At 69.7% G+C, this 25907-nt stretch carries 25 protein-coding genes; 18 read left to right on the top strand and 7 right to left on the bottom strand.

Translation table 11 applies throughout. The features are described 5' to 3' along the window. Positions 1-16: 16 nt before the first annotated feature. Both HUA76_RS46140 and hemG read right to left on the bottom strand, forming a co-directional pair. A complete protein-coding gene (locus HUA76_RS46140; RefSeq protein ID WP_256433504.1) occupies positions 17-139 on the bottom strand; it encodes a hypothetical protein in 123 nt (40 codons plus the stop codon). Positions 140-241: 102 nt separating this feature from the next. Beyond that, complete coding sequence (hemG, locus tag HUA76_RS32155; protein WP_174462968.1) at positions 242-1627, bottom strand: protoporphyrinogen oxidase; 1386 nt, start codon at positions 1625-1627, stop codon at positions 242-244. Positions 1628-1724: 97 nt separating this feature from the next. Here hemG and HUA76_RS32150 point away from each other — a divergent pair, with 97 nt between their 5' ends. Continuing rightward, positions 1725-2423, top strand: coding sequence for an SDR family oxidoreductase (locus HUA76_RS32150; RefSeq protein ID WP_254614616.1), 699 nt, complete (start codon positions 1725-1727; stop codon positions 2421-2423). A gap of 22 nt (positions 2424-2445) precedes the next feature. On the opposite strand, the gene pdxH is transcribed toward HUA76_RS32150, so the two are convergent. After that, a complete protein-coding gene (gene pdxH, locus HUA76_RS32145; RefSeq protein ID WP_174462967.1) occupies positions 2446-3030 on the bottom strand; it encodes a pyridoxamine 5'-phosphate oxidase in 585 nt (194 codons plus the stop codon). 77 nt (positions 3031-3107) lie between these two features. Between pdxH and glgA the strand changes: the two genes are divergently transcribed. Genes glgA through HUA76_RS32130 form a run of 3 tightly spaced genes read left to right on the top strand, consistent with a single transcriptional unit; the run spans position 3108 to position 5979 of the window. Beyond that, complete coding sequence (gene glgA / locus HUA76_RS32140; protein WP_174462966.1) at positions 3108-4541, top strand: glycogen synthase GlgA; 1434 nt, start codon at positions 3108-3110, stop codon at positions 4539-4541. A gap of 35 nt (positions 4542-4576) precedes the next feature. Next, positions 4577-5494, top strand: a complete 918-nt coding sequence (locus HUA76_RS32135) for a serine/threonine-protein kinase (RefSeq protein ID WP_174462965.1) — start codon at positions 4577-4579, stop codon at positions 5492-5494. Next, positions 5494-5979, top strand: a complete 486-nt coding sequence (locus HUA76_RS32130; protein WP_141641939.1) for an LEA type 2 family protein — start codon at positions 5494-5496, stop codon at positions 5977-5979. The genes HUA76_RS32135 and HUA76_RS32130 overlap by 1 nt, the downstream gene beginning before the upstream one ends. Positions 5980-5984: 5 nt before the next feature. Here HUA76_RS32130 and HUA76_RS32125 read toward each other — a convergent pair whose 3' ends face one another. Then, positions 5985-7328 (bottom strand): hemolysin family protein, encoded by a 1344-nt coding sequence (locus HUA76_RS32125; protein WP_174462964.1) that lies wholly within the window; start codon positions 7326-7328, stop codon positions 5985-5987. A gap of 54 nt (positions 7329-7382) precedes the next feature. Between HUA76_RS32125 and HUA76_RS32120 the strand changes: the two genes are divergently transcribed. Continuing rightward, complete coding sequence (locus tag HUA76_RS32120; protein WP_174462963.1) at positions 7383-8168, top strand: pilus assembly protein N-terminal domain-containing protein; 786 nt, start codon at positions 7383-7385, stop codon at positions 8166-8168. On the opposite strand, the gene HUA76_RS32115 is transcribed toward HUA76_RS32120, so the two are convergent. Further along, positions 8165-9727 (bottom strand): LVIVD repeat-containing protein, encoded by a 1563-nt coding sequence (locus tag HUA76_RS32115; RefSeq protein WP_254614615.1) that lies wholly within the window; start codon positions 9725-9727, stop codon positions 8165-8167. The two genes, HUA76_RS32120 and HUA76_RS32115, sit on opposite strands and share 4 nt — an antisense overlap. 244 nt (positions 9728-9971) lie before the next feature. Between HUA76_RS32115 and HUA76_RS32110 the strand changes: the two genes are divergently transcribed. After that, the gene (locus HUA76_RS32110; RefSeq protein ID WP_174454719.1) at positions 9972-10979 is read left to right on the top strand and encodes a hypothetical protein; all 1008 of its coding nucleotides are present in this window, start codon (positions 9972-9974) and stop codon (positions 10977-10979) included. A 58-nt stretch (positions 10980-11037) separates the two neighbouring features. Then, entirely contained in the window at positions 11038-12030 is a 993-nt protein-coding gene (locus HUA76_RS32105) for a WD40 repeat domain-containing protein (protein WP_174462961.1), read from the top strand. Between the two features lie 2 nt (positions 12031-12032). Here HUA76_RS32105 and aat read toward each other — a convergent pair whose 3' ends face one another. Beyond that, complete coding sequence (gene aat, locus HUA76_RS32100) at positions 12033-12731, bottom strand: leucyl/phenylalanyl-tRNA--protein transferase (RefSeq protein ID WP_174462960.1); 699 nt, start codon at positions 12729-12731, stop codon at positions 12033-12035. A gap of 12 nt (positions 12732-12743) precedes the next feature. Next, positions 12744-13586 (bottom strand): LEA type 2 family protein, encoded by an 843-nt coding sequence (locus tag HUA76_RS32095; RefSeq protein WP_174462959.1) that lies wholly within the window; start codon positions 13584-13586, stop codon positions 12744-12746. Between the two features lie 56 nt (positions 13587-13642). Here HUA76_RS32095 and HUA76_RS32090 point away from each other — a divergent pair, with 56 nt between their 5' ends. The 11 genes from HUA76_RS32090 to HUA76_RS32040 all read left to right on the top strand — a co-directional run bounded on the left by HUA76_RS32090 (position 13643) and on the right by HUA76_RS32040 (position 25848). Next, positions 13643-14281, top strand: a complete 639-nt coding sequence (locus tag HUA76_RS32090) for a hypothetical protein (protein WP_141641931.1) — start codon at positions 13643-13645, stop codon at positions 14279-14281. Between the two features lie 112 nt (positions 14282-14393). Beyond that, positions 14394-14573: a hypothetical protein gene (locus HUA76_RS32085; RefSeq protein WP_174454862.1), complete on the top strand. Its 180-nt coding sequence runs from the start codon at positions 14394-14396 to the stop codon at positions 14571-14573. 138 nt (positions 14574-14711) lie between these two features. Next, positions 14712-16850, top strand: coding sequence for a TonB-dependent siderophore receptor (locus HUA76_RS32080; RefSeq protein WP_254614614.1), 2139 nt, complete (start codon positions 14712-14714; stop codon positions 16848-16850). Between the two features lie 27 nt (positions 16851-16877). Further along, a complete protein-coding gene (locus tag HUA76_RS32075) occupies positions 16878-17600 on the top strand; it encodes an HmuY family protein (protein ID WP_174454723.1) in 723 nt (240 codons plus the stop codon). Between the two features lie 32 nt (positions 17601-17632). Next, positions 17633-18724 (top strand): hemin-degrading factor, encoded by a 1092-nt coding sequence (locus HUA76_RS32070; protein ID WP_174462958.1) that lies wholly within the window; start codon positions 17633-17635, stop codon positions 18722-18724. Next, positions 18721-19638, top strand: a complete 918-nt coding sequence (locus HUA76_RS32065; protein WP_174462957.1) for a hemin ABC transporter substrate-binding protein — start codon at positions 18721-18723, stop codon at positions 19636-19638. The genes HUA76_RS32070 and HUA76_RS32065 overlap by 4 nt, the downstream gene beginning before the upstream one ends. Then, positions 19635-20732: an iron ABC transporter permease gene (locus HUA76_RS32060; protein ID WP_174454726.1), complete on the top strand. Its 1098-nt coding sequence runs from the start codon at positions 19635-19637 to the stop codon at positions 20730-20732. The genes HUA76_RS32065 and HUA76_RS32060 overlap by 4 nt, the downstream gene beginning before the upstream one ends. Further along, positions 20729-21532: a heme ABC transporter ATP-binding protein gene (locus HUA76_RS32055; RefSeq protein WP_174454727.1), complete on the top strand. Its 804-nt coding sequence runs from the start codon at positions 20729-20731 to the stop codon at positions 21530-21532. Before HUA76_RS32060 ends, HUA76_RS32055 begins: the two co-directional genes overlap by 4 nt. A gap of 303 nt (positions 21533-21835) precedes the next feature. Next, positions 21836-23503: a hypothetical protein gene (locus HUA76_RS32050; protein WP_254614613.1), complete on the top strand. Its 1668-nt coding sequence runs from the start codon at positions 21836-21838 to the stop codon at positions 23501-23503. A 480-nt stretch (positions 23504-23983) separates the two neighbouring features. Beyond that, entirely contained in the window at positions 23984-24544 is a 561-nt protein-coding gene (locus HUA76_RS32045; RefSeq protein WP_174462956.1) for a hypothetical protein, read from the top strand. A gap of 455 nt (positions 24545-24999) precedes the next feature. Next, positions 25000-25848: an EamA family transporter gene (locus HUA76_RS32040; protein ID WP_254614612.1), complete on the top strand. Its 849-nt coding sequence runs from the start codon at positions 25000-25002 to the stop codon at positions 25846-25848. Positions 25849-25907 lie beyond the last annotated feature (59 nt).

Genomic DNA, 25907 nt, shown 5'->3' with positions numbered 1-25907 from the left:
TACACCCTCGGAGTCATCACCGCGCGGGCTGCTCCTCCACCTCCAGCTCGAAGGCGTCGACGAGGATGCTGCCGACGAGGACGACGGGGAAGAGGAGGATGGCCGCGAAGACGAGGAGGGGGGTGGGCAAGGTGAGCATTGCGGGCTCCTGAGTCTTGGCAGCATGCACGCCCAGTCTGACGTGGCGCCCGCTTCGCGATGACGGCCCCGGGCTGGACGGTCGCCCCCCGGGGCCGAACGGTCATCCCCGGGGGCTCGCCGCGAGCAACGCGTCCGCGAGCTGGAGCCCGTTGCGGATGCAGTCGTTGAGCCCCACGCCCTTGTAGGCGTTGCCCGCCAGGTGGAGCCCGGGCCAGCGGCCAAGCCCCTGGTCCACGGCGGCCATCCGCTCCAGGTGTCCCACCGTGTACTGGGGGATGCCCCGAGGCCAGCGGTAGACCTGCGTGAGCGACGGCGTCGCGGTGACACCCGCGAGCGCCTTCAGCTCCTCGCGCGCCAGGGCCACCAGCGCGGGCTCGTCCAGCCCCACCAGGTCCGGCCGCTTCGCGCCGCCCACCATGCAGGTGTACAGCACGCGGCCCGCCTCCACGCGGAAGGGGAACACGGTGGAGGCGTGGATGGAGCCCAGCAAGCGGCGTCCCTCGGTGGGAGGGACGAGGAAGCCGAAGCCGTCCGGTGCGGGCGTCGTCCCCGCGTCGAAGCCCAGGTGCACCACGGCGATGGGCGCGTACTCGATGCCGCCCACGCGCGCCGCCAGCTCCGCGTCCAGGGGATGCAGCAGCCCCTGCGTCACGTATGCGGGCGCCGCCAGCACGACTTCGCTCGCGTCCAGCTCCGCGCGCCGTCCCTGCTCGCTCACCGCCAGTCGCCAGCCGCCGTCCACGCGCGTCAGGCCCTCCACCGTGGCGCCCACGCGCACAGCGTCTCCCAGCGAGGTGCCCAGCGTGTCGATGAGTGTCCCCAACCCGCCCTCGAAGGTGCTCAGCGCGCCGCTCAATTTCGGCGCCGGAGTCCCGCCCGCGGGCAGGGCCTTGCGCTGGGCGCGCTGTGCTCGGATGGCGCCCAGGATGAGACTGCGGTGCTCACGCTCCAGCTTCACGAGCTGCGGAAACGTGGCGCCCACGCTCAGCCGCTCCACGTCTCCAGCGAAGATGCCCGTCTGCACCGCGTCCAGCAGCACCCGCGTCGCGGTGCGCCCCAGGTGCCGCCTGCCGAAGTCCGCCAGCGATTCATCGACGCCCGCCGCCACCCGTCCACTGAACAGCTCCCCCATGACGCGCAGCTTCGCGCCCAGCGGGAGGATGTCCGAGCCGAGGAATGCGGGCGGAGACGCGGGCACCGAGCGCAGCCGGCCTCGGGTGTAGACATACCGTCGCTTCGCCGCCGGGTCCGCCGCGCGAATCCTGTCTTCCAGTTTCAGCGCGGATGCCAGCTCTCGCGTGGCGGGCTCGCGGTCCAGGAAGCTGTTGGGGCCTGTTTCGAGGAGGAAGCCCTGGTGCTGTCGGGTACCCACTGCCCCGCCGAGCCGGGAGGATGTCTCCAGGACAACGGCAGCCCTACCGCGTGAGCGCAATCGCCAGGCGACGACCAGACCTGAAATCCCACCTCCTACGACGGCGACAGTCATCGGTTGTCCCTCCTGAATCAAATTTTCCGGTGACCAGCGTGCACTCGGTGCTCAACAACATCGCGTGTTTTGCCAAGGACAACCATTCGGCGCGTTAATGAAGGGTATGCGCTACGTCATCACCGGAGCGAGCAGGGGCATTGGTTTCGAGTTTGTCCACCAGCTCCTCGAGCGCGGCGACATCGTCGACGCCGGGGTGCGCACCGAGGAGGGACTTCAGCGACTGGAGCCCTTGAAACGGGGCAGTGCGGGGCGCCTGCGTCTTCATCCGCTCGACGTGGCCGAGGAGCGCAGCGTCAGGACTTTCGCCTCGGCGGTGTGCGCCGAGCCGGTGGATGTGCTCATCAACAACGCGGGAGTCCCGGGGCTGTGGTGCGCCTTGACGGACGTGGACTACGCGGACGTGGTGCGCACGTTCGCCGTCAACGCGCTGGGGCCCTTGCGTGTCACCAGCGCGTTGTTGCCCGCACTGCTGCGTGGTGTCGCGCGCAAGGTGGCGCACGTCACGTCTCGCATGGGCTCGCTCGCGGGGAACAGCGAGGGCGGCGCGTATGCCTATCGGATGTCCAAGGTCGCGCTGAACATGGGCGTGCGCAACCTGTCCAATGACTTGCGTGGCCAGGGCATCGTCTCCGTGTTGCTGCATCCCGGCTGGGTAAAGACGGACATGGGCGGCCCGGACGCGCCGCTGCCACCGGGCGACTCGGTGCGCGGCATGCTGAACATCATCGACGGGCTGCGCGCCGAGCACAGCGGCCGCTTCTTCGACTACCAGGGCGAAGAGGTGCCCTGGTAACCGACGCGGGACGCCGGACGCGTCACGGATAGAGCATCTGCGCGTGCCAGCCATCCGGCTCGCGCAGGTAGACGTGTCGGTCGTGCAGGCGACTTTGGCGCGAGTGCCAGAACTCGATGCGGTCCGGCACCACGCGGAAGCCGGACCAGTGCGGAGGCCGGGGCACCTCGGCTCCGGCGTAGCGCTTCTCCACGTCCTCCACGCGCGTCTCCAACTCGTCGCGCGAGCCAAGCCGCTGGCTCTGGAGGCTGGCCCACGCGCCCACCTGGCTGCCGCGCGCGCGGCTCTTGAAGTACGCATCCGCCTCCTCGTCGGAGACAATCTCCACGCGGCCCTCCACGCGGACCTGCTCCTCCAGCGGCTGCCAGTAGAAGCACAGCGCGGCGAAGGGATGGGCGAGCAGCTCGCGACCCTTGCGGCTCTCGTGGTTGGTGAAGAACACGAAGCCGCGCGAGTCGAAGTCCTTGAGCAACACCACGCGCGCGCTGGGGCGACCGTCGGCGCCCACGGTGGCCACCACCACCGCGTTGGGGTCCACCGGAATGGCCTGTTTGGCGCGCTCGAACAGGTCCGAGAATCGCTGGATGGGGTCGGGAGGTATCAGCACGGGCGCAACATAAGGGACGGGGAAAGGGCGCGCACGTTCGCGGTTGACTCATCCCGTGCAACCGTCATGGTTGCCACATGAAGATTCTCTTCATCTCCTCGGAGGTGGCGCCCTTCTCCAAGACGGGAGGGCTGGGGGACGTGGCCGGCGCGCTGCCCGTCGCGCTCGCGTCGCTGGGCCATGACGTCAAGGTCGTCACCCCGCGCTACCGGGATTTGCGGGACGCTGGGCGCCTGTCTCCCACGGGCCAGTCGCTCCAGCTTCGCTTCCCCTTCGGAGAGCAGGGCGGCCCCATCCTCTCCGCGCGGATGTCGGAGCGACTGGAGGTCCTCTTCCTGGAGAACGAGTTCTTCTTCGGCAACCGCCACGGCCTGTACGGCGATGCGTTGGGCGAGTTCGGCGACAACGCCCGGCGCTTCGCCTACCTGTCCGTGGGCGCGCTCCAGGCCGCCCAGCGGTTGGGTTTCGTGCCGGACATCATCCACGCCAACGACTGGCAGACGGGGCTCGTCCCGGTGGCGCTGCGGCGCGGCTTCCAGTCCACCGCGCTGGCCTCCGCCAGGAGCGTGTTCACCATCCACAACCTCGCGTACCAGGGCCAGTTCCCCAAGGGCGTGATGGCGGACCTCGGGTTGCCGTGGGACCTGTTCACCTCCGAGGGGGGGCTTGAGTTCTACGACACCGTCAACCTGCTCAAGGGCGGCCTCGTCTTCGCCGACGCGCTCACCACGGTGTCCCCCACGTACGCGCGTGAAATCCAGACGCCCGAGCAGGGCTACGGGCTGGACGGCCTGCTTCGCCGCCGCTCCCATCGGTTGCACGGCATCCTCAACGGGGTGGACACGCACGAGTGGAACCCGGCCACGGACCCGTTCCTCCCGGAGCGCTTCGGCCCCCGGGAGCTCGCGGGCAAGGCGGCGTGCAAGCGCGAACTGCTCAGGCGCTTCGGGTTGCCGGAGGGGGATGCGCCGGTGTTCGCCATCGTCAGCCGGCTGGCGTGGCAGAAGGGCATGGACCTGCTCTTGGACGCGCTGCCCACCGCGCTCCAGGCGGACATCCGCTTCGTGGGCGTGGGCAGTGGCGAGGGTCCCCTGGAAGAGGGGATGCACGCGTTGCAAGAGCGTTACCCGAAGCAGGTGTCCGTGCACCTGGGCTTCGACCCGGCGCTGTCACATCTGGTGGAGGCCGGGGCGGACTTCTTCCTGATGCCCAGCCGGTATGAGCCGTGCGGCCTGAATCAGATGTACTCCCTGCGCTACGGGACGGTGCCCATCGTCCGGGCCACCGGAGGGCTGGTGGACACCGTGGAGGGGGGGCTGGACGGCAACGGAATCCTCTTCGAGGCCTTCCACCGGGCCGCCCTCCTGGCCGCCTTCCGCAGGGCCCTCTCCCTCTACGCGGACCCGCTCCGGCTCGGGGATTTCCGGCGTCGAGGCATGGAGAAGGACTTTTCCTGGGATGCGTCCGCCACCCGGTACGAGGCGCTGTATTCAGCCCTCGTTGCTGAATAATGGGTGCGGACGGAAAATCGCAGTAGGCTTGTGCCGTGGCGGAAGCTCCGGACCTGGGTGGTTATGAGGTAGTCGGCCGGTTGGCTGTCGGCGGCATGGCGGAGGTGTACCAGGCGAAAGCCCGGTCCACGACGCAGCGCTCGCCGGGCGAGCCGGACGAAGTCGTCATCAAGCGACTGCATCCGTCGTTTCGCAACGACACGGCCTATGTGAAGGCCTTCGTCGACGAGGCGAAGCTGACGGTGCGCTTACGGCACGCGCACATCGTCCGGACGTTCCGCCTGTTCAAGGCGGGGCCGGACTACCTCATGGTGCAGGAGCTCGTGAGTGGCCGGACGCTCGGCTACATGCAGGAGCTGTTGCTCAAGGCCGGCGCGGCGATGCCGCCCGAGTCCGCCTGCTACATCGCCTGGTGCATGCTCAAGGCGCTCGACTACATCCACCGGGCGAAGGTGGGGGAGAACGGCGCCACCATCGTCCATCGCGACGTGAATCCGGCCAACGTGCTGTTGGGCATCAACGGCGACGTGAAGGTGACGGACTTCGGCGTGGCGGAGGTCGAGGGGATGATGCGCGGTGATTCCGGAGCGCTGCGCGGCACGCTGCCGTACATGAGTCCCGAGCAGGTGCTGGGGCAGGTGGTGGATGCGCGCACGGACCTGTATGCGGTGGGCGTCATCCTGTGGGAGCTGTTCGCCAGCCGGCGGCTGCACTCCGGGGAGAACGAGTCGGACCTGATGCACCAGGTGCGCGACGCGCGGGTGCCGCTCTTGTCGTCGGTGACGTCGGACCTGCCGGACTACGCGGTGCAGGTGGTGCGCAAGGCGCTCTTCGCGGACCGGGTGCGGCGCTTCCAGTCGGCGGCGGAGTTCATCAAGGCGCTGGAGGCGCTGTCCCGCCGCGCGGGCTGGCCCCTCACGGTGGAGGCGCTCCAGCCCCTGCTGGGCGGCTGATGCGAGAGCGTCGCGAGCTGCTGGCGCTGCTGGCGGGCGCCCTCCTGTCTTCGGGGTGCCTGGGCTCGGTGCCCTTCCAGCCGCGCGCGTATGACGACGCGGTGCGGGTCGAGTCGCTGAGCGTGGACTTCCATGCGGACGGCTCGGGGGTGCTCGACGTGGGGCTCCAGGTGAAGAACCCCTCTTCGGACGCGGCCACCCTCACGTCGGTGGACTTCGAGCTGTGGGTGGACGGACGGCGGGTGGCCTCGGGGCAGCAGCACGTGGACGCGGCGCTGCCTCCCGATGGGGAGGCTCCGCTGCGCGTGCTCTTCCCGCTGGCCGCTGAGCGCGTCATCGCCGTCACGGGAGAAGCGCCGGTGCCGGTGCGCGTGCGCGGTGGTGTGGTGCTGCGCTTCGGGCGCACGGAGAGGCGCGCGCCCTTCCGGGTGCAGGGCTCGCAGAAGCTGACGCATGTGCCGCCGCTCGAGGGCGCGAGCGACTGAGCCGCTCAGGACTTGGCGGCCGGAGCCTCCGCGCGAGTCTCCTTGGCGCGGGGCTCCTTGCCGGGCGTGCTGCTCTTGAGCCGGGACATGCGCACGCGGTCGATGCGGGCGCCTTCCTTGTTGGCGACGACGAACTGCCAGCCGTTGTAGGTGAAGCGCTCGCCCACGTCGGGCAGATGTCCGGCCAGTGACGACAGGTAGCCGCCCAGCGTGTCGAAGTCGCCCTCGGGCAGGGGGAAGCCGAACGCCTGCGTGAAGCGGTCCACCTCCATCGCGGCGTCCACCATGAAGCTGCCGTCCGCCATCTTCTCGACCAGCTTCTCCTCCACCTCGAACTCGTCGCCGATGTCGCCGACGATTTCGCGCAGGATGTCCTCCAGCGTCACGATGCCCATGAAGCCGCCGTACTCGTCGACGACGATGGCCATGTGAATCTTGCGCTTCTGCATGTCCCGCAGCAGGTCTCCGATGGGCTTCATCCACGGCACGAAGTGCGCGGGGCGGATGATGTCCTGCAGGACGATGAGCTCCGGGTGCTGGAGCAGCGGGATGATGTCGCGCGCATGCAGCACGCCGATGATGTGGTCCACGTCGTCCCGGTACACGGGGATGCGCGAGTGGTTCTCCTCGGCGAGCAGCCGCAGCAGGTCCTCGGAGGAGATGGTGCTGTCCACCGTGACGACTTCCGTGCGCGGCACCATGACGTCGCGGCAGCGCTTGTCGGACAGCTCGAAGATGGAGCGGATGAGCTGCGGGGCGCTCTTGTCGACCTCGTTCTTCGCCGCCTGCGCGGCCAGGAGCTTCTCCAGCTCCTCCAGCGGCGGGGGCGGGGGCTCGAAGCGCAACGTGCGGCCGAACGTGCGGGCCACCAGGTTGAGCACCCCCAAGACGAAGCGCATCGGCGGATACAGCACCGCCACCAGCAGCGACACGACGCCGGACAGCCGCAGCGCCCAACGCTCCGGGTTGGCATTGGCGAGCCCGCGCATGGTGACTTCCATGAGGCTTGCCAGCACACCGACGAAGAGCGCGCCCGCGGCGACCGTGGCCACCGGCAACCAGGCGGCCTCGCCGTAACGCGTCAAGTCCAGCATGCGCGGTGGGACGAAGGCGCCGATGGCGGCGGCGAGGAAGCCGCTCAGCAACGTGCCCAGTCGCAGCGCGGTGGCGGTGGCCTCGCGCTCCGTCTTGTGGCGGAGGACGCGTCGGCTCGACGCGCCTTTGTGCTGTTCCGCCAACTCCTGGGCGCGCAGGTCGGAGGTTCCGTAAAGCGCGGACTCCGCCGCGGCGACCAAAGACCTGACGAAGCACAGCGCCAGGCAGGCGACCCAGAGGGCCCAGGTAGGCATAGAGGCCCGTTCTTATCCCGTGCTAAGGGTCCGTTCCACCCCGCCGGAGCCCTCATGCCCGCTCGCATGTATTTCCTTGGCGCACTCCTGGCCCTTCTCGTCCCCGCCGTGGCTGGCGCGTGGCCGGTGGACATGGTCCTACCCCTGGAGGCGGGCAAGGAGCGCTTCCAGAAGCTGGCGGCCGTGGACTGGGTGGAGGTGGAGGACGCCTCCGTCGCCACCGCGGAGGTGCTTCCGGGCACCAACGAACTGTTGCTCACCGGTCAGAAGGAAGGGCGCACGCTCCTCCTGCTGTTCGCGGAGGGGCGCTTCGCGGTGTGGCGCCTCACGGTGGGAAATCCGCCTCCGGAGGACGTCTCGTCCAAGCTGGCCTCCGCGCGCAAGGCCTGTCCGGACCTGAAGGCCACGCAGGGCGCGGAGCGCTCGCTCACTGCCACGGTGAAGGACGCCGCGTGCCGCGCGGCGCTGTTGGAGGTGCTGCGCACGGACGCGTATGTGGCGCGCGAGCTGGAGCTGACCTTCGAGGTGCCGGCGCTCCAGGAGCAGCTGTCCTCGGTGGTCGCCGCGCTCCAGCCGCTGGGCCTGACGGCGAACTACAGCGGCGCGGGCCTGGTAGTGACGGGCACCGCGAGCCGCGAGGACTGGCACCGGGCGCTGTGGGAGCTGTTCCGCCGCTCGGTGGGCCGCGTGCCACTGGAAGACCGGGTGGAGCTGAAGGCGCCGGAGCCGGCCGCGGCGGTGCCGGACGCTGGCCCCGCTGTCCAGGTGGAGCCGCCAGTGGAGGTGGAGATTCTCTCTCCGCCTCCGAAGAAGCCGCCGCGCAAGAAGCGCGGAGGCTAGGGCGCTGTCTCTCGCAGGATGATGAGCCCGCGCGACGAGTCCACCGTGTAGATGTAGCCGTCGCCCGGCACGCGGATGCCGAGGGCGCCGTCGTAGAAGCTCTCGCCCCGCCCCGCGTCGTCCGGCCGGAAGGTGCGGTAGTGGGCCACCTCGCGCGGAGCCTCCGGAGTGGACACATCCAGCACGCGCACGCCCTCGTGGTACCAGGCGACGTAGAGCTTCGTGCCGGACAGCACCATGTTGTGGATGGAGATGTGCTCCCGCATCCGGTGCTCGCCGAGGAGCTTCACGGAGGCCGGGTCCGTGACGTCGAGCACGCGCAGATGCGCGCCCCAGTCCTCGCCGCCCTCGAAGGCGATGATGCGCTCGCCGTATCGCGCGACGGCGCTCGCGTGGCTGGTGGAGTGCGCGTAGCGGTAGGAGCCGAGCTGCCGGGGCGTCCCGCTCTGCTCCAGCGCGCCGATGACATAGCCAGCGCGCCAGAAGTTGACGTAGAGCCTCCCCTCGAAGGCGAACATGTCGTGCGGCCCGTAGGAACTCGCGGCGTCGAAGCCCGCGGCCTGGAAGGCGCCCGTCAGCCGTGGAGACAGGGGGGTGGTGACGTCGTAGACAAGCACCTCTCCGGTGGGCGCGGGCGAGGCGGCGAGCAGCGTGTTCTCGTACACGAACACGGTGTGCACGTTGGTGCGCGTTCCGCCCGTCGCGAACGCCTCCACGGGATGGGCGGGGTCGGTCAGGTCGAAGACGATGACCCCGCGCACGCCGCTGGCGACATAGAGCGCATCGCCGTGGGACCAGACGCCGTTCCAGTACGTGTCATTGGTGCGCTGGATGTGCTCGGTCAGCACGGGGTGAGCCGGGTCCCTCACGTCGTAGACGAAGAGGCCTCCGCCGAGCGAGACGACGTAGGCGTGCCCGTGAGTGACGTACACGTCGACGGGCAGTCCCGGTGTCACGGGCGTCTCGGACACCCGTTCCAGACCGGAGGACTCCGGTTCGTCCGTGGGGACGGTGACCTTCTTCGCGTCGAAGGTCCCCTCGCCCTCCACTCGTCCGTTGAGGCATTCCACGAAGCAACCCTGCAGCCGTCCGGGCTCTGGAGACTGGCAGCCCAGGAACGAGCGGCGACGGACACCGTTCGTGCCTTCCGTGCGCGAGGCGGAGAGGAAGATGTTGCCGCCAGCCACACCCACCAGTCGCGTGTCCAGGTTCAGTCCACCGGCGGACTGGGGGCCGGTGGGGGCCAGCCTCATGGACAGGGGCGCGAAGCTGTAGGTGTTTCCGTAGCGAGGATTCCTCGCGCGGACGTGAAGGGTATAGACGCCGTCCAGCTCCAGCGTCGCGAGCCCTCCAGGAGTGCAGCCGCTCGCATCGAAGCTGCCCTGGCTTCCGCAGGCATTGGAGGCCGTGTCCACCTTGCATGCGGCGAAGGCGCCCATGTCCTTCCAGTCGCCCTCGTCCGAGCCGCCCGACGGGGGGCCGGGCATCGGTGTCTGCTTGTCGTTGCTGCAGGCCGTCAGGGCCAGGGTCACCGCGGCCAGCGTCAACAGGGCACGCATGGAGCTCATCCTGATGGGGGTGGGGTGTGTCCGCGTCGGAGGGACGCGGAGGTGTTCATATCGCGACGGCCGGCGCTTCGCCTGTCGCGTCCGCATGCGGCAGGTATCCGCGTGGGAAGGGTCGACGCTGGGGACGTTTCAGGGTGTGCCGTGAGAAGGCCGGCATGAGGTATGACGGCGCGTGTTTCCGGCCCGGGCGTGGCGGGTTCGTGCGTCACGGCGCCGGGGTCTTCTGGAGGAGCCGATGCGATTCAAGATGCGGTCGACTTCACTGGTGCTGAGCCTGACGCTGCTCGCGCCGCTGGGGGCGAGTGCCCAGTTCGATGATGGCGAGGTGGTGCTCACCGCGCCCACCGAGCCGGAGCGGGGCTGTCCGAAGCGCCCGGACCTGGTGCCCTTCACGCCGCGCGCGCAGGTGGGCATGGAGGGTTCGGGTTGGCTGGTGCACCAGGCCATCATCCCTGAATCGAAGGACACCTTCTTCAAGGGCCGCGAGCGGGAGCGCTCGGGGGTGAAGCGAGTGCCGGAGGAGGAGGTGCGGCGGCTCGGCGCGCCGGACCCGACCATCCCGCTGTGGGTGTTCGGCAAGGCGGACACGGCGGCCTGTCGCGCGGTGCCCGTCAGTTGGTGGGCGGCGCGGATGGGGGCGACGGACGTGGACCGCAAGACGTTCCTCATGGCGGAGATTGAAGTGGACTGCGACGTGCTGCCACCCGGGCGTCTGTCCGGCACGCCGGTGGCGTTGCGGCAGAAGGATGAGCCCACGGGGTGCAAGCTGCGAAGGCCCACCGAGCGCGAGACGGGCAAGGATGGGGAAGGCCTGCCGCCGGATGTGTTGGAGTTCATCCCCGTGCGCGACTGTGAGTCGCCGGAGTGCATGCGACTGTGGGAACGCATCGGCGCGAGCTGGGATGACAGCACCACGGTGGGCGACTTCACGGTGTCGTGGATGGAGCGCAAGGGGAAGAAGGACCCGTGCGACTGGCCCACCGAGGACCTCTCGCTGCTGCTCTACCGTCCTCCAGGGGCACTCACCCCGGCGCTGTTGCGCAACGGGGGCACGCAGTTCTTCGGTGGCCTGCACGACAGCGCGGGGCTGAGGTTCGTGCTCAGTCGAGACCTGGGCTCGCTCTATATGCACGAGGCCGCCAAGCCGAAGGCCGCGCCGAAAGCCGTGCGTTATGGGAGTCCGACGGAAGAGGACCTCATCCTCACCAAGCGCACCCTGTCTCCGTGCAAGGTGAAGCGCTGACCTCGATTTTCGCGGAACCTGTCAGGCCGTGATGGCGCCGCCTTCGGTCAGCGCCATCATGGACTCTCGCTTCCAGGTCATCACTCCGGCCAACGCCTCGCGGTTGAAGCAGGTGGGGCAACTCGGCCCCGGGCTTCCGTCCTACTCCTCGGGCCAGAAGCTCGCTTTCGAGCCGAACGGCACCGCGCTCCTCGCGTTGAGCAACAGGGGAGCACTGCTTCGGTGGTGGGACGTGAGGGCGCCGTCGGAGGGGCCGCTGCATGCCCACGAGCAGCGGCTCGAAGGGAACGCGGCGATGTTTCTCGACGCCGAGCGCGTCCTGGCCGTCGCTCCCGCGAACCGCTCGCCCTCGGGGCTTTGGCGCCCGAGGTTGGTGCTCCTCTCCACGAAGGATGGGTCGCTGATGCGTGAGCACCATTTGGCTCATGCGGTGACCCTGTTCGCCATGTCTCCGGGCGGGGAGCGGGCGCTGTTGATTCCGTTGGATGGCGATGCGCCCCTGATTTGGGACGTGAAGTCCTGGCGTCCCCACTGCGAACTCGCACCGCTGGACACGGGCGTGTCCCTGACGGCGTGCGCGCTGTCTCCGGATGGGCGCTTCGCGGCGGCGACCGTCACTCCGGATGACGAGCGGAAGGAGAACCTCTGGCTCTGGGACATCGCCGACGGGGCGCGCCCGGTGGCACTGTCCATCGAGGCGCCGACGACGTGGAGCCTCGCTTTCCATCCGACGGAGTCCCTTCTCGTCGTGGGTGGCAACACGGAAGATGTTGCCGTGGTGCACGTGGGCGAGCGTCGACTGGTGAGGACGCTTCATGGCTTCAGCGGCTATGCGTGCAACCTCAACTTCAATCCCCAGGGTGACCTGCTTGCGGCCTCACGTGATGGACAAGGTTTCGGTGTCCATCACTTCGATACGGGGGAAGAGTTGTTCAGCATCAGCGACCAGGATTCCCTGCAGACGAGCGATGCGCTCTTCTCGCCCGATGGCCGGCTCGTCGCCTGGGGGCGGGGTGATGGCACCGTGGACCTTTGGGCGGTGACCGACTGAGGTCACTGCTTGGGGGCTTCGGTCCATTTCCCCTGCCGCGTCGGCTCGCGCAGGGCCTTGTGGAGCGCGGCGAGGAAGCGCTTTCGCGGCCATGACTCCGCGCCAAATCTCGCCAGGTGCTCGGTCTCCACCTGGCAGTCCACGAGCTGGAAGCCCCATTCCTTGAAGCGCTCCACCGACGATACGAACGCGACCTTCGACGCATCCGGCGCCAGCGCGAACATGCTCTCACCGAAGAACGCCGCGCCCAGCGACACGCCGTACAGCCCGCCCTTCAATTCGCCGTTCTGCCACGCCTCCACCGAGTGCGCGAAGCCCCGCTCGTGCAGTTCGACATACGCCCCCAGCATCTCGTCCGTAATCCACGTCCCGTTCTGCCCGGGACGCGTCACGCGGCCACACTCGGTGATGACGCGCGCGAAGGCCGTGTCGTAGCGCACCTCGTACTCACCCCGAGCCATCGTCTTGCGCAGGCTGCGGCCCACGTGCAGCGTGTCCGGCGTCAACACGAAGCGCGGGTCCGGCGAGTGCCAGAGGATGGGGTCCCCTTCACTGAACCAAGGGAAGATGCCGCGCGAGTACGCGGCCAGGAGCCGCTCCGGGCTCAGGTCCCCGCCCACGGCGAGCACTCCGCTCTTGTCAGCGCGCTCCGGAGGCGGGAACAGCTCCGGGTGCTCGTCACTCAACAGATAGATGGGCACGCACCGCCCACTCTACCGGGACACGTTCAGCTTCACCTCGCCCGAGAGTGAATACGGCACCCGCATCAGTGGACCGGTCAGCTCCCCCGTCACCCCATAGGGCAAGACGCCCCGGGAGATGAGGGCCTTCACCTCCGGCCCCCACGAGTCCTTCGTCACCGCCACCTCCACCGGATACACCCCCGTGGCGGACGCATCCACGCTGTCCGACTGGGCCAGCGTTCCACTGTCCAGCGCCTTGCCCGCCACAGCCATCTGCCACGTCAGCCCGCTGAGCTTCAGCGGGAAGGGATTGGGGTTCTGGATACCCAGCCGGAGGTTGAGCTGCACCTCCTCGGCGGAATAGCGCGCCCCATCCAGCTCCTCCACGACGATGGTGGGCAGTCGGGGCACGCGCACCGCGCGACTCGCGGCGAAGGGCACCTGCTGCTCGGAGTCACCCGAGCGCACCACCAGCACGCCCCTGAGTGCCAGGAGCACCGTGCCACCCTGGGCGCTCAGCCGCGCCAGGTCTTCCGCGCTCTGCACGTAGGCCGCGCGCTCCTCGAAGGACACGTCGCCCGGAGCGCCTGGTGCAAGCCGTGTCTCCAGCTTCACCGTTCCCTTCTTCAGCACCTTCCCCTCGGAGACCAGCTCGTAGTCGGCGCGCTCCACCACGCCGGGCGCGGCGCTGGACACATGGGCGCTGTAGCGCAGGGTGGCCTCTGTCAGTCCCTGCGACACGACGGACGTGTCCTGTGCGGTGAGGGTGGCGGAACCAGCCGGCCGGGTGGAGGACGAGGCACACCCCAGACCCACCAGGAGCAGTGCGGCAAGCTGGACGACGGGCGAAGTCGAGCGCATCACGTTAGACATTGTGTGCACCCCGGAAGCCGCCCCCAAGGGCTTTTCCGCTAGACTGTCCACCACTCGTGGTCCGACGCCGCCCCAACTTCAACAAGACGGTTCGCTCCCTCATCAGGGACATCGCGACGAAGCTGCCGGAGTTCGCCCACGTGAAGGCGGGCCGCATCCTGGTGGTGGCCGGTGAGGCGCGCCGCGCTTCCCGTGGCACCGTGAAGCCCCTGTGCTTCCGGGGCGGCAAGTCCACGGACCGCACGGGTCGGCGCAAGCCCGTCATCCGCATTCGCGGCCGGCGGATGCTCTACTGCATCACCCTGCGGCCCCTCTTCTTCAGGGGCTCCACCGCCCAGGCCCGCCTGGAGACGGTGCTGCACGAGCTCTTCCACCTGTCGCGCCGCTTCGACGGCACCCTGCACTCGGGCCGGCGCCACGCCGTGCTCGGCAAGGACTTCTCCCGGAAGCTGCGCCCGCTCGTGCGCCGCTACCTCAAGCTGTGCCCTCCGGAGCTGCTGTCCGCCCTGGCCCTCACCGGCGAGGTGCGCGTGCTCCAGTGGCTGGAGCGCCCAGGTCCCGCCTACGTCCCGGGGACGCACCGACGTGTGCGCAAGGTCTACACCGAGGACCAGCTGTATTACGGCATCGCGCGCATGGTGACGCCCAAGCCCCGCGTCCCCCGCGAAGCCGCCGTCCGCCTCAAAGTCCACTGACAGTCCGCTTCCTGGCCGCCCCTGTACACCCCAGGACACTGCCCGTCTGAATGGTTTGACTTTGATAATGAGTATCAATATCGTCCGTTGCGTTTCAGACAGCGGAGCGGTGATGAGCGACGGGTGCCAGCAGGGCGGTGGAGCGGACGAGCTGCGGTGCCTGTGCGGGAGTCTGCTGGCGAGGTTGGTGCCGGAGGGTGTGGAGCTGAAGTGCCGTCGCTGCCACCGCACGCGAGTGGTGCCGCTGGAGCGACCGCCGGGTGGTGGGAGCGCGCCGAACACGGGCGGCTGAGCAGGTGGGAGTGCCCGGGCGTGACCAGGCCCGGCGTGTATCGAGAGTTGACTGAGGCCAGAGGCCCTTGAGCCCAGCGCCCCGCGGGGATTCCATCTGGAAGTGGAGTCCCACCGGCCATGAGCCGGAGGACGTTGAATGCGTGGGAGTTGGTGTCTCCTCGTGCTGGCCTGCGCCGCCCCCCAGGTGGCGTGGGGCCGCGCGTCGCCCGAACTGGCGCAGGCCGCGGCCCCGGGTGAAGCGGTGTCCGCCGAGGCGGAGCAGCCTTCTCCCGCGTCGAATCCGTCCCTGAATGAGCAAGCGCCTGTCGCGGCCGAGCCTGTCTCCGCCGAGTCGAGCGCTTCCGAGGATGCGGCAAAAGTGTCGAAGCAGGCCGAGGTCGTCGCGGGTCCAGGGGCCTCGACGACCTCGGCATCTTCGACACCCGCCGAGGCCTCGCAAGACGAGGTGCCGGTGGCGCGCACCGTGGTGACGGCGTCGCGCACCCAGGAGCGCCTGGGCGAGACGCCCGTGGCCACCGAGGTCATCACTCGCGCGGACATCGTCGCGAGCGGCGCGCGGGACGCGTCGGAGTTGCTCGCCGCGCATCCGGGCCTGGAGGTGGTGCAGACCTTCGCCGGAGCGTCGCTGCAGGTGCAGGGCCTGGGGCCCGAGTACGTGCTGGTGCTGGTGGATGGAGAGCGCGTCGCGGGCCGTGTCGCCGGCAGCGTGGACCTGTCCCGGCTGTCGCTCGAGGACGTGGAGCAGGTGGAGATCGTCAAGGGGCCGTCGTCGGTCCTCTACGGCAGTGACGCCGTGGGTGGCGTGGTGAACTTCATCACGCGACGGGCTCGCAAGCCGCTCGGCGGTGAGCTGCGCGTGGCCTATGGCGCGCTGGAGCGGCTGGACCTGGATGCGACGGGCGAGGCGCGGGGCGAGGGCTGGGGCCTGCGGCTCAGCGGTGGCTTGCAGCGCCGTGCGTCCTACGATTTGGAGCCCGCGGACGTCGGCACCACGGGCAGCAGCCTGGAGGGCTTCGACGTCTCCGCCAGCGGAGACCTGAAGGGCGAAGGTCCCCTGTCACTGGAAGGGTCCGCAGGCTTCTCCCGACGCACCCAGCGCGGCGTCGACCTGGGCGTCGCGGGCGCGGTGTTCGACAGGGCGAGCCGCGACACGTCCATCAACTCGCGGCTGGCGCCGTCCTGGAAGTTGAACAGCGGCGCGACGCTCCGGGTGGAGGGTTCGTATTCCCACTTCCAGCGTCGCTACCTGAGAGACCAGCGCCGCGCCTCCGCGCTGGACACGGTGGAGGACACGCGCGAACAGCAGGGCCGACTGGGCACGCAGCTCGACGCGCGCGTGGGCGAAGGTCACGCGTTCGTCGTCGGCGCGGAGTTCCTGGGTGAGTGGCTGGTGGCGGACCGACTGGAGACGGGCGAGGGCGACCGGGGCCGCGCGTCGCTCTACGCGCAGGACAGCTGGACGCTGGCGACGGGCCCCAAGCTGGTGGTCGTCCCGGGCGCGCGCGTGGACGTGGACACTCAGTTCGGTACGGCCGTCACGCCTCGACTCGCGGCGAAGGTGGACCCGCTGTCCTGGCTCACCGTGCGAGGCAGCTATGGCTGGGGCTACCGGGCGCCGGGCTTCCAGGAGCTGCTCCTCGACTTCGAGAACCCCAGCGTCGGCTACTCGGTGCGCGGCAATCCGGACCTGAAGCCGGAGCGCTCGCGCAGCTTCAGTGTGTCCACGGAGGTTCGGCCGTCGGATGCCTCGCTGATCTGGGTGAGCGCGTATCAGCACGCGTTGCGCGACATGATTGGCACCACGCTCCAGCAGGGCGGAGAGCAGCAGCTCTTCACCTACGTCAACGTGGCGCGTGCGCGCGTGCGTGGCGGTGAGCTGGGCTTGCGCCAGCGCTTCCCGTGGCGTCTGTCCGGCGAGGTGGCCTACACGCTGACCGACGGACACGACGAGGAGCTGGACCGGGCGCTGGAAGGTCAGGCGCTCCACCGGCTCACCGCGCAGGCCACGTGGCGTCACCGCGAGTGGGGCCTGGAGACGTGGGTCCGCGCTGCGCTCGTGGGCAAGCGTCCCTTCTATCCGGACACGGATGGTGACGGCGTCGCCAATCCCTACAAGTCGGAGGCCTACGTCACGGTGGACGCCCGCATCGCCTGGAGGGCGCGCGAGTCGCTCCAGTTCTTCGTGCTCGGCTCCAACCTCGCCGACGCGGGCAATCCCACGGACCTGCCCATTCCGCCACGCACCTTCCAGGCCGGCCTCTCGTTCCGGCTGTGAGTCACCCCGAACCTTCAAGGAGCCTGAATGTCCCGCCCCACCTTCTTCTCCGTGTCCCGTTTCGGCCGCGCCGCCGCGGTCCTGTGCCTGTCTGGCCTGCTGTCCGCCTGCGGTGACGACCTGGTCCCCACGCCCGGGGACGACGATGACAACACGCCGGAGCAGCCGGGCGTCGAGGTGCCGGCGAACGGCACGCACGTGCGCCACGTGGGCAACACGGACGGCTCCATCACCACCGTCGTCGACGCCACGAGCAAGACGGATTGGGTGGGCCTGGACCTGGACACCGGCCTGCAGGTGAGCGCGAGCGCGGACGCGACGTGGGACCTGTCGTTCCAGCGCTTTGGCATCCGCTCGCGCGGCGGCGTGAATGGCACGGGTGGCGTGGAGGTGGCGGTGCTGCCCTCGCAGGACTTCGCCCAGCTCACCCAGGCGCCCGCGGGCGGCTACTCGGTCGACGCGGATGACGGCGACGACGAGGGCGTGGACCCGGACACCGTCTTCCAGGCCAACGGCGCCTGGTACGCCTACGACGTGTCGACGCACAAGCTGTCCCCGCGCGCGCAGGTGTACGTCGTGCGCTCCGACTCGAAGGCGTACTTCAAGGTGGAGATGTTGTCCTACTACGACGACGCCGGCACGCCCGCGATGCTCAAGCTGCGCTGGACGAAGGTGACGGCGCCCGTCTCGGCTGGCGCGCTCGAGGATGGCGTCTCTCCCAGCGGTCTCCCTGTCGAAGCGTCTCACTGAAGTCGAAGTCTTCCTTTCCCCTGGTGTCTGCCATGATTTCCCAACCTGTTTCGCCGGCGTCTTCTCTCGAGCCCACCGCCCTCCGTCAGCGCTGGCAGTCGCTGCGCGAGGAACAGCCGCGCACCCGTATTCGTGACGCGGCGGAGCAACTTGGCGTGAGCGAGGCGCAGTTGCTCGCCACCGGTGTGGGTGAAGACGTCGTCCGGTTGGACCTGCGCCTCGACACGTTGTTGCCGCGCCTGGAGTCGCTGGGCAAGGTGATGACGCTCACGCGCAACGAGAGCGCCGTGCACGAGAAGCGCGGCCTTTACCGCAACGTCGAGGTGAACGGCGCCGTCGCGCTGGTGCTGGACGAGAACATCGACCTGCGGCTGTTCCTCACGCGCTGGCGCTTCGGCTTCGCGTTCCGAGAGGTCCGTCCGGAGGGCACGCGGCGCAGCCTGCACTTCTTCGACGGCACGGGCATGGCCGTTCACAAGGTCTACCTGGAGGACGAGTCCGGCGTCAGCGCGTTCGAGCGACTGGTGGAGGACTACACCCACGCGGAGCAGTCGCGCGGGGTGCCGGTGGAGGCGGCCACCGCGGCGGAGGCTCCCCGGCCCGATGGCGACATCGACGTGGAGGGCCTGGTGTCCGGCTGGCGCGCGCTCCAGGACACGCACGACTTCTTCCCGCTGCTGCGCCGCTTCAAGGTCGCGCGGACCCAGGCGCTCCGGCTGGTGGGGAACGAGCTGACCACGCCCGTGGCGACCTCCTCGCTGACGTGGGTGCTGGAGAAGGTGGCGGCCTCGGGCCTGCCCATCATGGTGTTCGTCGGCAACCCGGGCGCCATCCAGATTCACACCGGCCCCGTGCACACCGTGCGCGCCATGGGCCCGTGGATGAACGTGTTGGACCCGAGCTTCAACCTGCACCTGCGCACGGACCACGTCCACACGGCCTGGATTGTCCGCAAGCCCACGCGTGACGGCGTCGTCACCTCGCTGGAGCTGTTCGACGCGGCCGGTGAGAACATCGCGCTGCTCTTCGGCAAGCGGAAGCCCGGCATCCCCGAGCAGCCTGAATGGCGGGCGCTGATGGAGGAGCTGATCGCCGCGCTGCCCGCGACCGGGGTGGCGTCATGAATCGCGTGACAGTGCTCCTGGCCGCGCTGCTGCTGTCGCGGTCCGCGCTGGCTGCTGCTCCGGCCGCACCCTCCGCCGCGAAGGCGGCACCTGCTCCCGCTGTGGCGAAGACGGCCCCGGCTCCCGCCGCACCGAAGCTGGTGACAGTGGGGCCCGCTGTCACCGAGACAGTGTTCGCGCTCGGCGCGGGAGCGCAGGTGGTGGGCGTGGACGACACCAGCCTGGCGTTGCCCGTGGCCCGGAGCCGGCCGAAGGTGGGCTACCAGCGCGCGCTGGCCGCGGAGCCCCTGCTCGCGCTCGGCGCGGCGTGGCTGCTGGCGTCGGAGGAGGCGGGACCTCCTGGTGTCCTCGAGCAGCTTCGCACGGCGGGAATGGAAGTCGTGGTGCTGTCCAACCTGCCCACGCTGGATGCGGCACGGCAGCGCATCCGGACGCTCGCGACGAAGCTGGGCCGGGTGTCCGAGGGTGAGGCGCTTGTCGCGGAGCTGGAGGCGGACCTGAAGCGCGCCGCTGCTCGTGCCGCGTCGGCGAAGCAGGCGAAGCCCAAGCGCATCCTCGCGCTGTATGCCCGGGGCGCCAACGCCCTCATGGTCGCGGGCAAGGACACGGCCACCGATGAACTCATCCGGCTGGCGGGGGGGGTGAATGCCGTGACGGGCTACACCGGTCACCGGCCGCTGACGGCCGAGGCCGTGGTTGGCGCGGCGCCCGACATCATCCTGCTTCCCGGCAGCTCGCTGGAGGCCGTTGGAGGTGAGGCGGGACTTCGGCTGGTCCCTGGCCTGTCCCAGGTGCAGGGCTGGAAGCTGACCACCATCGAAGACGTCCACTTCATGAGCCTGGGGCCCAAGCTGGGCAAGGCCGTGCAGCGCTTGCAGGACGGCATGGGACTTCTGGCGCAGGACGGGACATGAGCGCTTCGGACGTGGCTCCCGCTCCCGCGACGTATCCGGCGCGGGAGCAGGTGAGGGTGCCTGGTGGCCGTCCTCGCCCGTGGTTCGTGCTGGGCGCCGCGCTCGTGGTCGTCACGCTCACGTCGCTCTCGGTGGGCTCGTACCGGGTGCCACTGTTGGGGCTGTTCGGCAGTGCGCTGGAGGCGTTGGGGCTGGAGACGGGATATCGGCTGGAGCCGATGCAGCAGGCGGTGCTGCTGTCCATCCGTCTGCCTCGAGTGGTGCTCGGGGTGATGGTGGGCGCGGTGCTGGCCACCAGCGGCGCCGCGCTCCAGGCGTTGTTCCGCAACCCGCTCGTGGAGCCGGGCCTCCTGGGGACCTCCAGCGGCGCGGCCCTGGGCGCGGTGGCCGCCATCGTCATGGACGTGGCCCTCAGCTCGCGGCTGGGGCCGTTCCGGTTGCTCGTGGTTCCGGGCGCGGCGTTCCTGGGCGCGCTGAGCGCCACGTTGCTCGCGCAGCGGCTGGGCGGGGGTGGTGGGCGCACGGAGACGGCGCGCATCCTCCTGGCGGGCGTGGCGGTGAGCGCGGGCGCGGGCGCGGGGATTGGCCTGCTCACGCAAATGGCCACCGACGCGCAGCTTCGCACCATCACCTTCTGGACCTGGGGCAGCCTGGCCGGCGCCTCCTGGAGCGTGGTGGTGGCGTCCACGGTGCCGCTGCTCATCGCGCTGGTGTTGCTGCTGAGGGATTCACGCTCGCTCAACCTGCTGCTCCTGGGAGAGCGCGAGGCATGGCACCTGGGCGTGGACGTGGAGAAGCTGAAGCGACGGCTCATCCTCGCGGCGGCGCTGGGCGTCGGCGCGGCGGTGTCCGTCACGGGCATCATCGGCTTCGTGGGGTTGCTCGTTCCGGCGCTGCTGCGGCTCGCGCTCGGGCCGGACCACCGGCGGTTGATGGGGGCTTCGGCGCTCCTGGGCTCGGCGTTGCTCGTCGCCGCGGATGTGCTGGCGCGCACGGCGGCGGTGCCCCAGGAGCTTCCCGTCGGTGCGCTGACGTCCATGCTGGGCGTTCCTGTCTTCATCTCGATGCTGGCGCGCGGCAGGGGGATGTCATGAGCCTGGAGGCACGGGGAGTCGAGGTGTGGCGAGGCCGGGGTCGCGCGCTGGGACCGGTGTCGCTGAACCTGGTGCCTGGCGAGGTCCTCGCAGTGGTGGGGCCGAACGGCGCGGGCAAGTCCACGCTGCTCTCGGCCTTCTCCGGGGAGTTGCCCTGCACCGTGGGCGAGGTGCTGCTGGATGGGCGCCCGCTGTTGAAGTGGCCTCCCCGGGAGCGCGCGCTGCGGCTGGGCGTGCTTCCCCAGGAGTCGTCACTCGGGTTCGGCTTCACCGTGCTGGAGGTGGCGCTGCTGGGACGCAGCCCTCACGCCACGCGGGGCGAAGGAAGCGCGGACATGGATGCGGCGCAGGCCGCGCTGGAGGTGATGGACATCCGGCACCTGTCGTCGCGGCCGTACACCTCCCTCTCAGGGGGAGAGCGTCAGCGGGTGCAGCTCGCGCGCGTGCTCGCGCAACTCTGGGAGGCACCCGAGCACGGTCATCGTTATCTGTTGCTCGACGAGCCGACGTCGAGCCTGGACCTCTCGCATCAGCATCTCGTCCTGGAGGAAGCGACGCACTTCGCGAGGGACGGAGGTGCGGTGCTCGCGGTGCTCCACGATTTGAATCTGGCCGCGCGTTATGCGCATCGAATCGCTGTCCTGGCCGACGGCAAGCTGGTGGAGCTGGGGTCTCCCGCCCAGGTTCTCCGTCCGGAGCTCATCGCCAGCACCTTCGGTCTGCAGGTCCGTGTCGTCGAGTATCCAGACTCACCCGCGCCTTTCATCATTCCCTCGGGCCGGGCCCCGCATCATCCATGAGCGGGTGTCTTCAAGTTTCGTGAGTTGCTTCTCGCGGGGGTGTGCGGCGAACCCGGCCTCCCTCCATGTCGCACCGCCGGGCGCCCGCCCCCGCGAGGAGTGTTTGTCGATGGGCCTGCCTGGCCCTGAGCAGGCGAGCAGGCTGAAACACGGTCTGTCGTGTCGGATGTCTGACATTGCGACGCGGCGAATGCGGGCAAGCAGGGGACCCCCGCGTCTCCTGCTCATGCTGTTCTTCGAGGGCACCATGTTGTCCTGCCGCGCACCCGTCACCAGTGTGGCGGACGTGGAGGTGGTACGGCGTTGGGCTTCGAGTCGGCTGTTCGCGCGAGTGGGTGGGCGCTCGTGTACTGGGCGCTGGGCGTGGGGTTGCTGGCGTGTGGCGCGGGCTCGGGAGCCGTTCCGTGTGATGCCGCGTGCGAGGCTTCCGACGAAGCCTGCCGGATGAGCGCGTGCTCCACCGGGCCCGAGGAATCGGTGAGGGCCCAGGTCGACTGCGGCGCGCTTCCTGTCGGAGGACGGTGTCTGGGGCCTCGCGTGGTGGAGCGCTGTCACGACGGACAGCTCGCGCGCGAGGACTGCGCGGTGAGCGAGGCCTGCGTCGAATCGCAATCCTCCGATGGCGCGCACTGCGAGCCAGGCGCGGCCTGTGTGGAGAGCGCCACGCGCTGCTCGGACATGGGCGCGCTGGAGCGGTGCTCGGCGGGGCGCTGGCTCGAACAGCGATGTGAGGCGGGCTGTGTCGCGGAAGGGAACCGGGGCTGGTGCGGTGCGCCCGGGCGCACCCTGAGCGGTGTCGCGCGTTACGAGCGCCGCTTGCCCGACGCGGCCTTCCACGACTGGACGCCGGAGACGGAGTGGGTGCCGGCCCGCGGCTTCCTCGTCGCGTCCTTCCAGGCGGGCACGCTCATCGACCTGGGGGTGACGGACGCGGTGGGACGCTTCACCGTGCGCCTGCCGACGGAGGTGGGCCCGGAGGACCTCGTCGTGGTGTACGCGGCGGGGCAGGGGAAGCCCGGCACGGTGGACTACGCGGTGGCGGACCCGGGCCTGTCTGGGCCACAGACGCTGCCCGTGACGCCGGGAGCTTCCGCGCGGCTGTGGAGCTGGGCGCGCCCCACGCGAGAGTTGATGGATGCGCCCGTGGTCGCCATCGAGGAGTCGGAGGGCTCGGGCGCGGCGGCGGTCTTCGAGGCGCTGAGCGCGGCGTGGAATGGCACGCGGGAGCGGTTTGGCCGGACGGGGTTGCCCGTGGTGGCGTGGTTGGGTTTCGGCACGACGTGGTCGTGTGGGGCGTGCTTCGCGCCGTGGCAGGTGACGGCGGCGGGGCGGCGCTGGGGCGCGCAGCTCTGGCTGCCGGGAGACTCCGACGCGGCGTGGTGGTCCGAGGCGATGGTGCTCCACGAACTGGGTCACTGGGCGATGGCCAGCCACGGGACGAGCCCCTCCGAGGGCGGACCGCACTATGTCGGGGTGCCCACCTTCCCGGGCCAGGCGTGGAGTGAGGGCTGGGCCACGTGGTTCAGCTCCGACACGCGCGGCAATCCCCGCTACTACGACAGGCAGGGCGGGACGATGTTCTGGCTGGACCTGGAGACGCGTTCACCGGAGCTGGTCGCGTGGTCTCGGCCGAAGCCCGAGGACGGATTGCTCCAGCCCATCGAGGAGAACGAGGTGGCCGCCATGCTCTATCGGCTGGGCACCGGTACGCCGTCGCGGCAGGTTTTGTACGAGGCGCTCGCGGCTCCGGCGATGAACCTGGCGCCGTGGGCGCGGGGGTATCGCAAGCACACGTGGAGGATGGTGGCGGGAAGGCAGGTGGACGTGGTGGAGACGACGGAGGCCGCGCCGTGTCTCGCGGACTTCCTGGACACACTGATGTGCAAGGGCTACCCGCGGGCATTGATGGACGCGGCCACCGAGCCGACCCTGGCGTATCCGTATCCCAGCCATGAGCCCTTGTGCTGGTGAGGCTGTGATGCGCAAGTTGGAGCGGCAGGGGCCAGTTCTGGAGTCCGCGGTGTCGATGATGGAACGTGTCCGGCGGGATGGCCGGGAGGCCCTCGCTCGCCCTGATGTTGTGTCGGTGGTCGACGTGGTGGGGCTCGTTGCCCGAGCACGCGTGGGGCGTGCCATTCAGGGTGCGTGCCCATGACGTCGCGACGACGCATCGCAGGCGCAGTGTTGGCCCTGGCGCTGATTGGAGCACTTGCGGCGGGAGTGGCTTCGGGGGTGGAGCGAGCCCGAGGCCGACTGCGCAAGCCTCCCGAGCCTCGACCTCCCTTCTCCCAGAGAGACGATGTTCCGTTGAGTGGTCCCACGCACGGGGACGAGGCTTCGCGCCTCGCGACGCGGACTCGAGTTGCTCCGGTGTCCGCATCGAGGTCTGTGTCGGCGGTACGGATGTCGACCGCGTCACCGTCGAAGGGGAAGTCTGGAGGCGCCGGTCTGGTGCGCGATGCGGTCTACCGCGTGCGTCCGCGAGGCGTGGCGGTTGGCGACGAGCATACGGAGGAGTCCTCTGACGACAGCGCGGCCACCGCGTTGAGCGGAGGTTCATTGGCGGGGCTCACCACGCGAGTGCCCGCTCCGATGCGCGTGAACTGGCGCGTGGTGGACGCCGAAGGCGGAGGACTCCGGCTCGTGGCTGAAGTCGAGCGAAGGGCGGGGTTCAACGTCCCCATCGCGGTGAGCATCGTGCTGCCTCCGGAGGCACGGCTCATCGAAGGGACGACGGACTTCGTGCTGCCGGAAGGTGAGGGTGAGGATGTGCGCGCGGTGCCGTGCGTGGTGAGCGTGACGCCGGGGGTGGTGCCGCGGACGGACCTCGTGCTGGTGGCTCATGCGGAAGGCTCGGCCTTCGGAGCTCATGCGGAGGCGCGTTACACCTTCGGTCGACAGCACCTCGTCGAGCGGCGTCCTTCGCCCACGGGGCCTGTCCTGCCAGCGCGCTTCCTCTCGGGCGACGTGTCGGGGGACTCCGAGGACTCCGGTGAGGATGACGCTCCCTGAGTGAGCAGCGATGTGGCGCGCGAAGCCCGGCGTACTTCCGCCAGGCCCACCCTGCTCAAGTCCTTGCGGGAGATGCGAAGCCTCTTCGTGGGGTACTCGTCGCCCCGAGAGTGGAGCGAGTGGCTTGCGTGTCCTCGCCGCGCGCGAAGCACCGCTCCCCGAGAAGGCACGGCTTCTTCGAGTGGACTGATGCTCCGCGCTCCTGTTCTCGCGGAAGGAGCGGTGCGCCTCTCTCCCGAGCAGTGGGCTCCTCACGCCACGCGGTGAGTCGCCTGCCGAGCCTTCCCTGTCTGCTCGCTTGTCCGCGGCCGACGCACCGACGGTTCTGGCGAACTCCGACGAGGACTGTGCTCCCCTCGCATGACGAGGAGTGTGCCTCTCCTCTCATGAGGACTGCGAGGCGCACGGCGACGCGCTAGATACGAGCCTTCGCCGCTGTCCAGGAGCCTCGTCCGTTGCAGACCGTCGCGTTGGGGTTGGTGTTGGTGTCCGCGTTCCTTCACGCGTCCTGGAACGCGATGCTCAAGAAGCATCCGAATCCCGAGGCAGGCGTGGTGGGCGTCATCACCGTGGCGGTGGTGGGCGGTGGTCTGTGGGCGCTCGGCATGAAAGGGGAAGCGTTCCCCTCCACGGCGGGGCTCGCATGGGCGCTCGGGGCAGGCGCCTGTGAGAGCGTCTATCTGGCGGCGCTGTCCCGTGCCCTGCACCGCGCACCGTTGGGCCTCGCGTACACGGTGTCGCGAGGTGGCGCGATGCTCCTGGTCTGGCCGGTGTCCGTGCTGGCACTGGGTGAGCCCATCTCCGCGTGGACCGTCACGGGCGCGGTGGTGCTGGGCGGTGGGCTCGCGGTGATGCATCTGTCGCGTCCCACGGGGCCCGCTGCGTCCGGAGTCGCGTGGGCCGCGCTGTCGGCGGTGGCCATCGCCGGCTATCACCTGAGCTACAAGATGGCGCTCTCGGACGGCGCGCAGCCACCCGCCCTCTTCACCACGGGCCTGCTCGTCGCGCTGCCCGTGCTGGTGCTGGAGCGGAGCCGGCAGATGGGGTGGGCCACCCTCCAGCGAGAGGCGTGGAGCCGTCCCGGTCTGGTCGTCTTCGCGGGGGCCATCTGCATGCTGTCCTTCGCGCTGCTGCTCTCGGCGCTGAACGACAGTGGGGCAGGGGCGGTGCTCACGCTGCGCAACACGTCCATCGCCTTCGCGCTGGCCCTGGCCGCGCTTCAGGGAGAGCGGCTGGGACGCCGCCAACTCGTGGGCGCGGCGTTCGTCTCCGTGGGCGCGGTGTTGCTCGGCATGCCCGCGTAGCAGTCGCCCAGCCTCGTCCGTCTGGGCCGAGGCTCCGCGCCAGACGGGGCGGAGCCGTC

This window comes from Myxococcus sp. CA056, assembly GCF_013336715.1.
GTDB lineage: Bacteria > Myxococcota > Myxococcia > Myxococcales > Myxococcaceae > Myxococcus > Myxococcus llanfairpwllgwyngyllgogerychwyrndrobwllllantysiliogogogochensis.
Note: the sequence above shows the minus strand (reverse complement) of the source record. Positions and strands in the feature narration are given on the sequence as shown.

Excerpts from the sequence above, each read along its gene's own strand:
- HUA76_RS46140 (WP_256433504.1), bottom strand. The coding sequence starts at position 139 with ATGCTCACCTTGCCCACCCCCCTCCTCGTCTTCGCGGCCATCCTCCTC.
- hemG (WP_174462968.1), bottom strand. The coding sequence starts at position 1,627 with ATGACTGTCGCCGTCGTAGGAGGTGGGATTTCAGGTCTGGTCGTCGCC.
- HUA76_RS32150 (WP_254614616.1), top strand. The coding sequence starts at position 1,725 with ATGAAGGGTATGCGCTACGTCATCACCGGAGCGAGCAGGGGCATTGGT.
- glgA (WP_174462966.1), top strand. The coding sequence starts at position 3,108 with ATGAAGATTCTCTTCATCTCCTCGGAGGTGGCGCCCTTCTCCAAGACG.
- HUA76_RS32130 (WP_141641939.1), top strand. The coding sequence starts at position 5,494 with ATGCGAGAGCGTCGCGAGCTGCTGGCGCTGCTGGCGGGCGCCCTCCTG.
- HUA76_RS32125 (WP_174462964.1), bottom strand. The coding sequence starts at position 7,328 with ATGCCTACCTGGGCCCTCTGGGTCGCCTGCCTGGCGCTGTGCTTCGTC.
- HUA76_RS32120 (WP_174462963.1), top strand. The coding sequence starts at position 7,383 with ATGCCCGCTCGCATGTATTTCCTTGGCGCACTCCTGGCCCTTCTCGTC.
- HUA76_RS32115 (WP_254614615.1), bottom strand. The coding sequence starts at position 9,727 with ATGCGTGCCCTGTTGACGCTGGCCGCGGTGACCCTGGCCCTGACGGCC.
- HUA76_RS32110 (WP_174454719.1), top strand. The coding sequence starts at position 9,972 with ATGCGATTCAAGATGCGGTCGACTTCACTGGTGCTGAGCCTGACGCTG.
- HUA76_RS32105 (WP_174462961.1), top strand. The coding sequence starts at position 11,038 with ATGGACTCTCGCTTCCAGGTCATCACTCCGGCCAACGCCTCGCGGTTG.
- HUA76_RS32095 (WP_174462959.1), bottom strand. The coding sequence starts at position 13,586 with ATGTCTAACGTGATGCGCTCGACTTCGCCCGTCGTCCAGCTTGCCGCA.
- HUA76_RS32085 (WP_174454862.1), top strand. The coding sequence starts at position 14,394 with ATGAGCGACGGGTGCCAGCAGGGCGGTGGAGCGGACGAGCTGCGGTGC.
- HUA76_RS32080 (WP_254614614.1), top strand. The coding sequence starts at position 14,712 with ATGCGTGGGAGTTGGTGTCTCCTCGTGCTGGCCTGCGCCGCCCCCCAG.
- HUA76_RS32075 (WP_174454723.1), top strand. The coding sequence starts at position 16,878 with ATGTCCCGCCCCACCTTCTTCTCCGTGTCCCGTTTCGGCCGCGCCGCC.
- HUA76_RS32070 (WP_174462958.1), top strand. The coding sequence starts at position 17,633 with ATGATTTCCCAACCTGTTTCGCCGGCGTCTTCTCTCGAGCCCACCGCC.
- HUA76_RS32065 (WP_174462957.1), top strand. The coding sequence starts at position 18,721 with ATGAATCGCGTGACAGTGCTCCTGGCCGCGCTGCTGCTGTCGCGGTCC.
- HUA76_RS32060 (WP_174454726.1), top strand. The coding sequence starts at position 19,635 with ATGAGCGCTTCGGACGTGGCTCCCGCTCCCGCGACGTATCCGGCGCGG.
- HUA76_RS32055 (WP_174454727.1), top strand. The coding sequence starts at position 20,729 with ATGAGCCTGGAGGCACGGGGAGTCGAGGTGTGGCGAGGCCGGGGTCGC.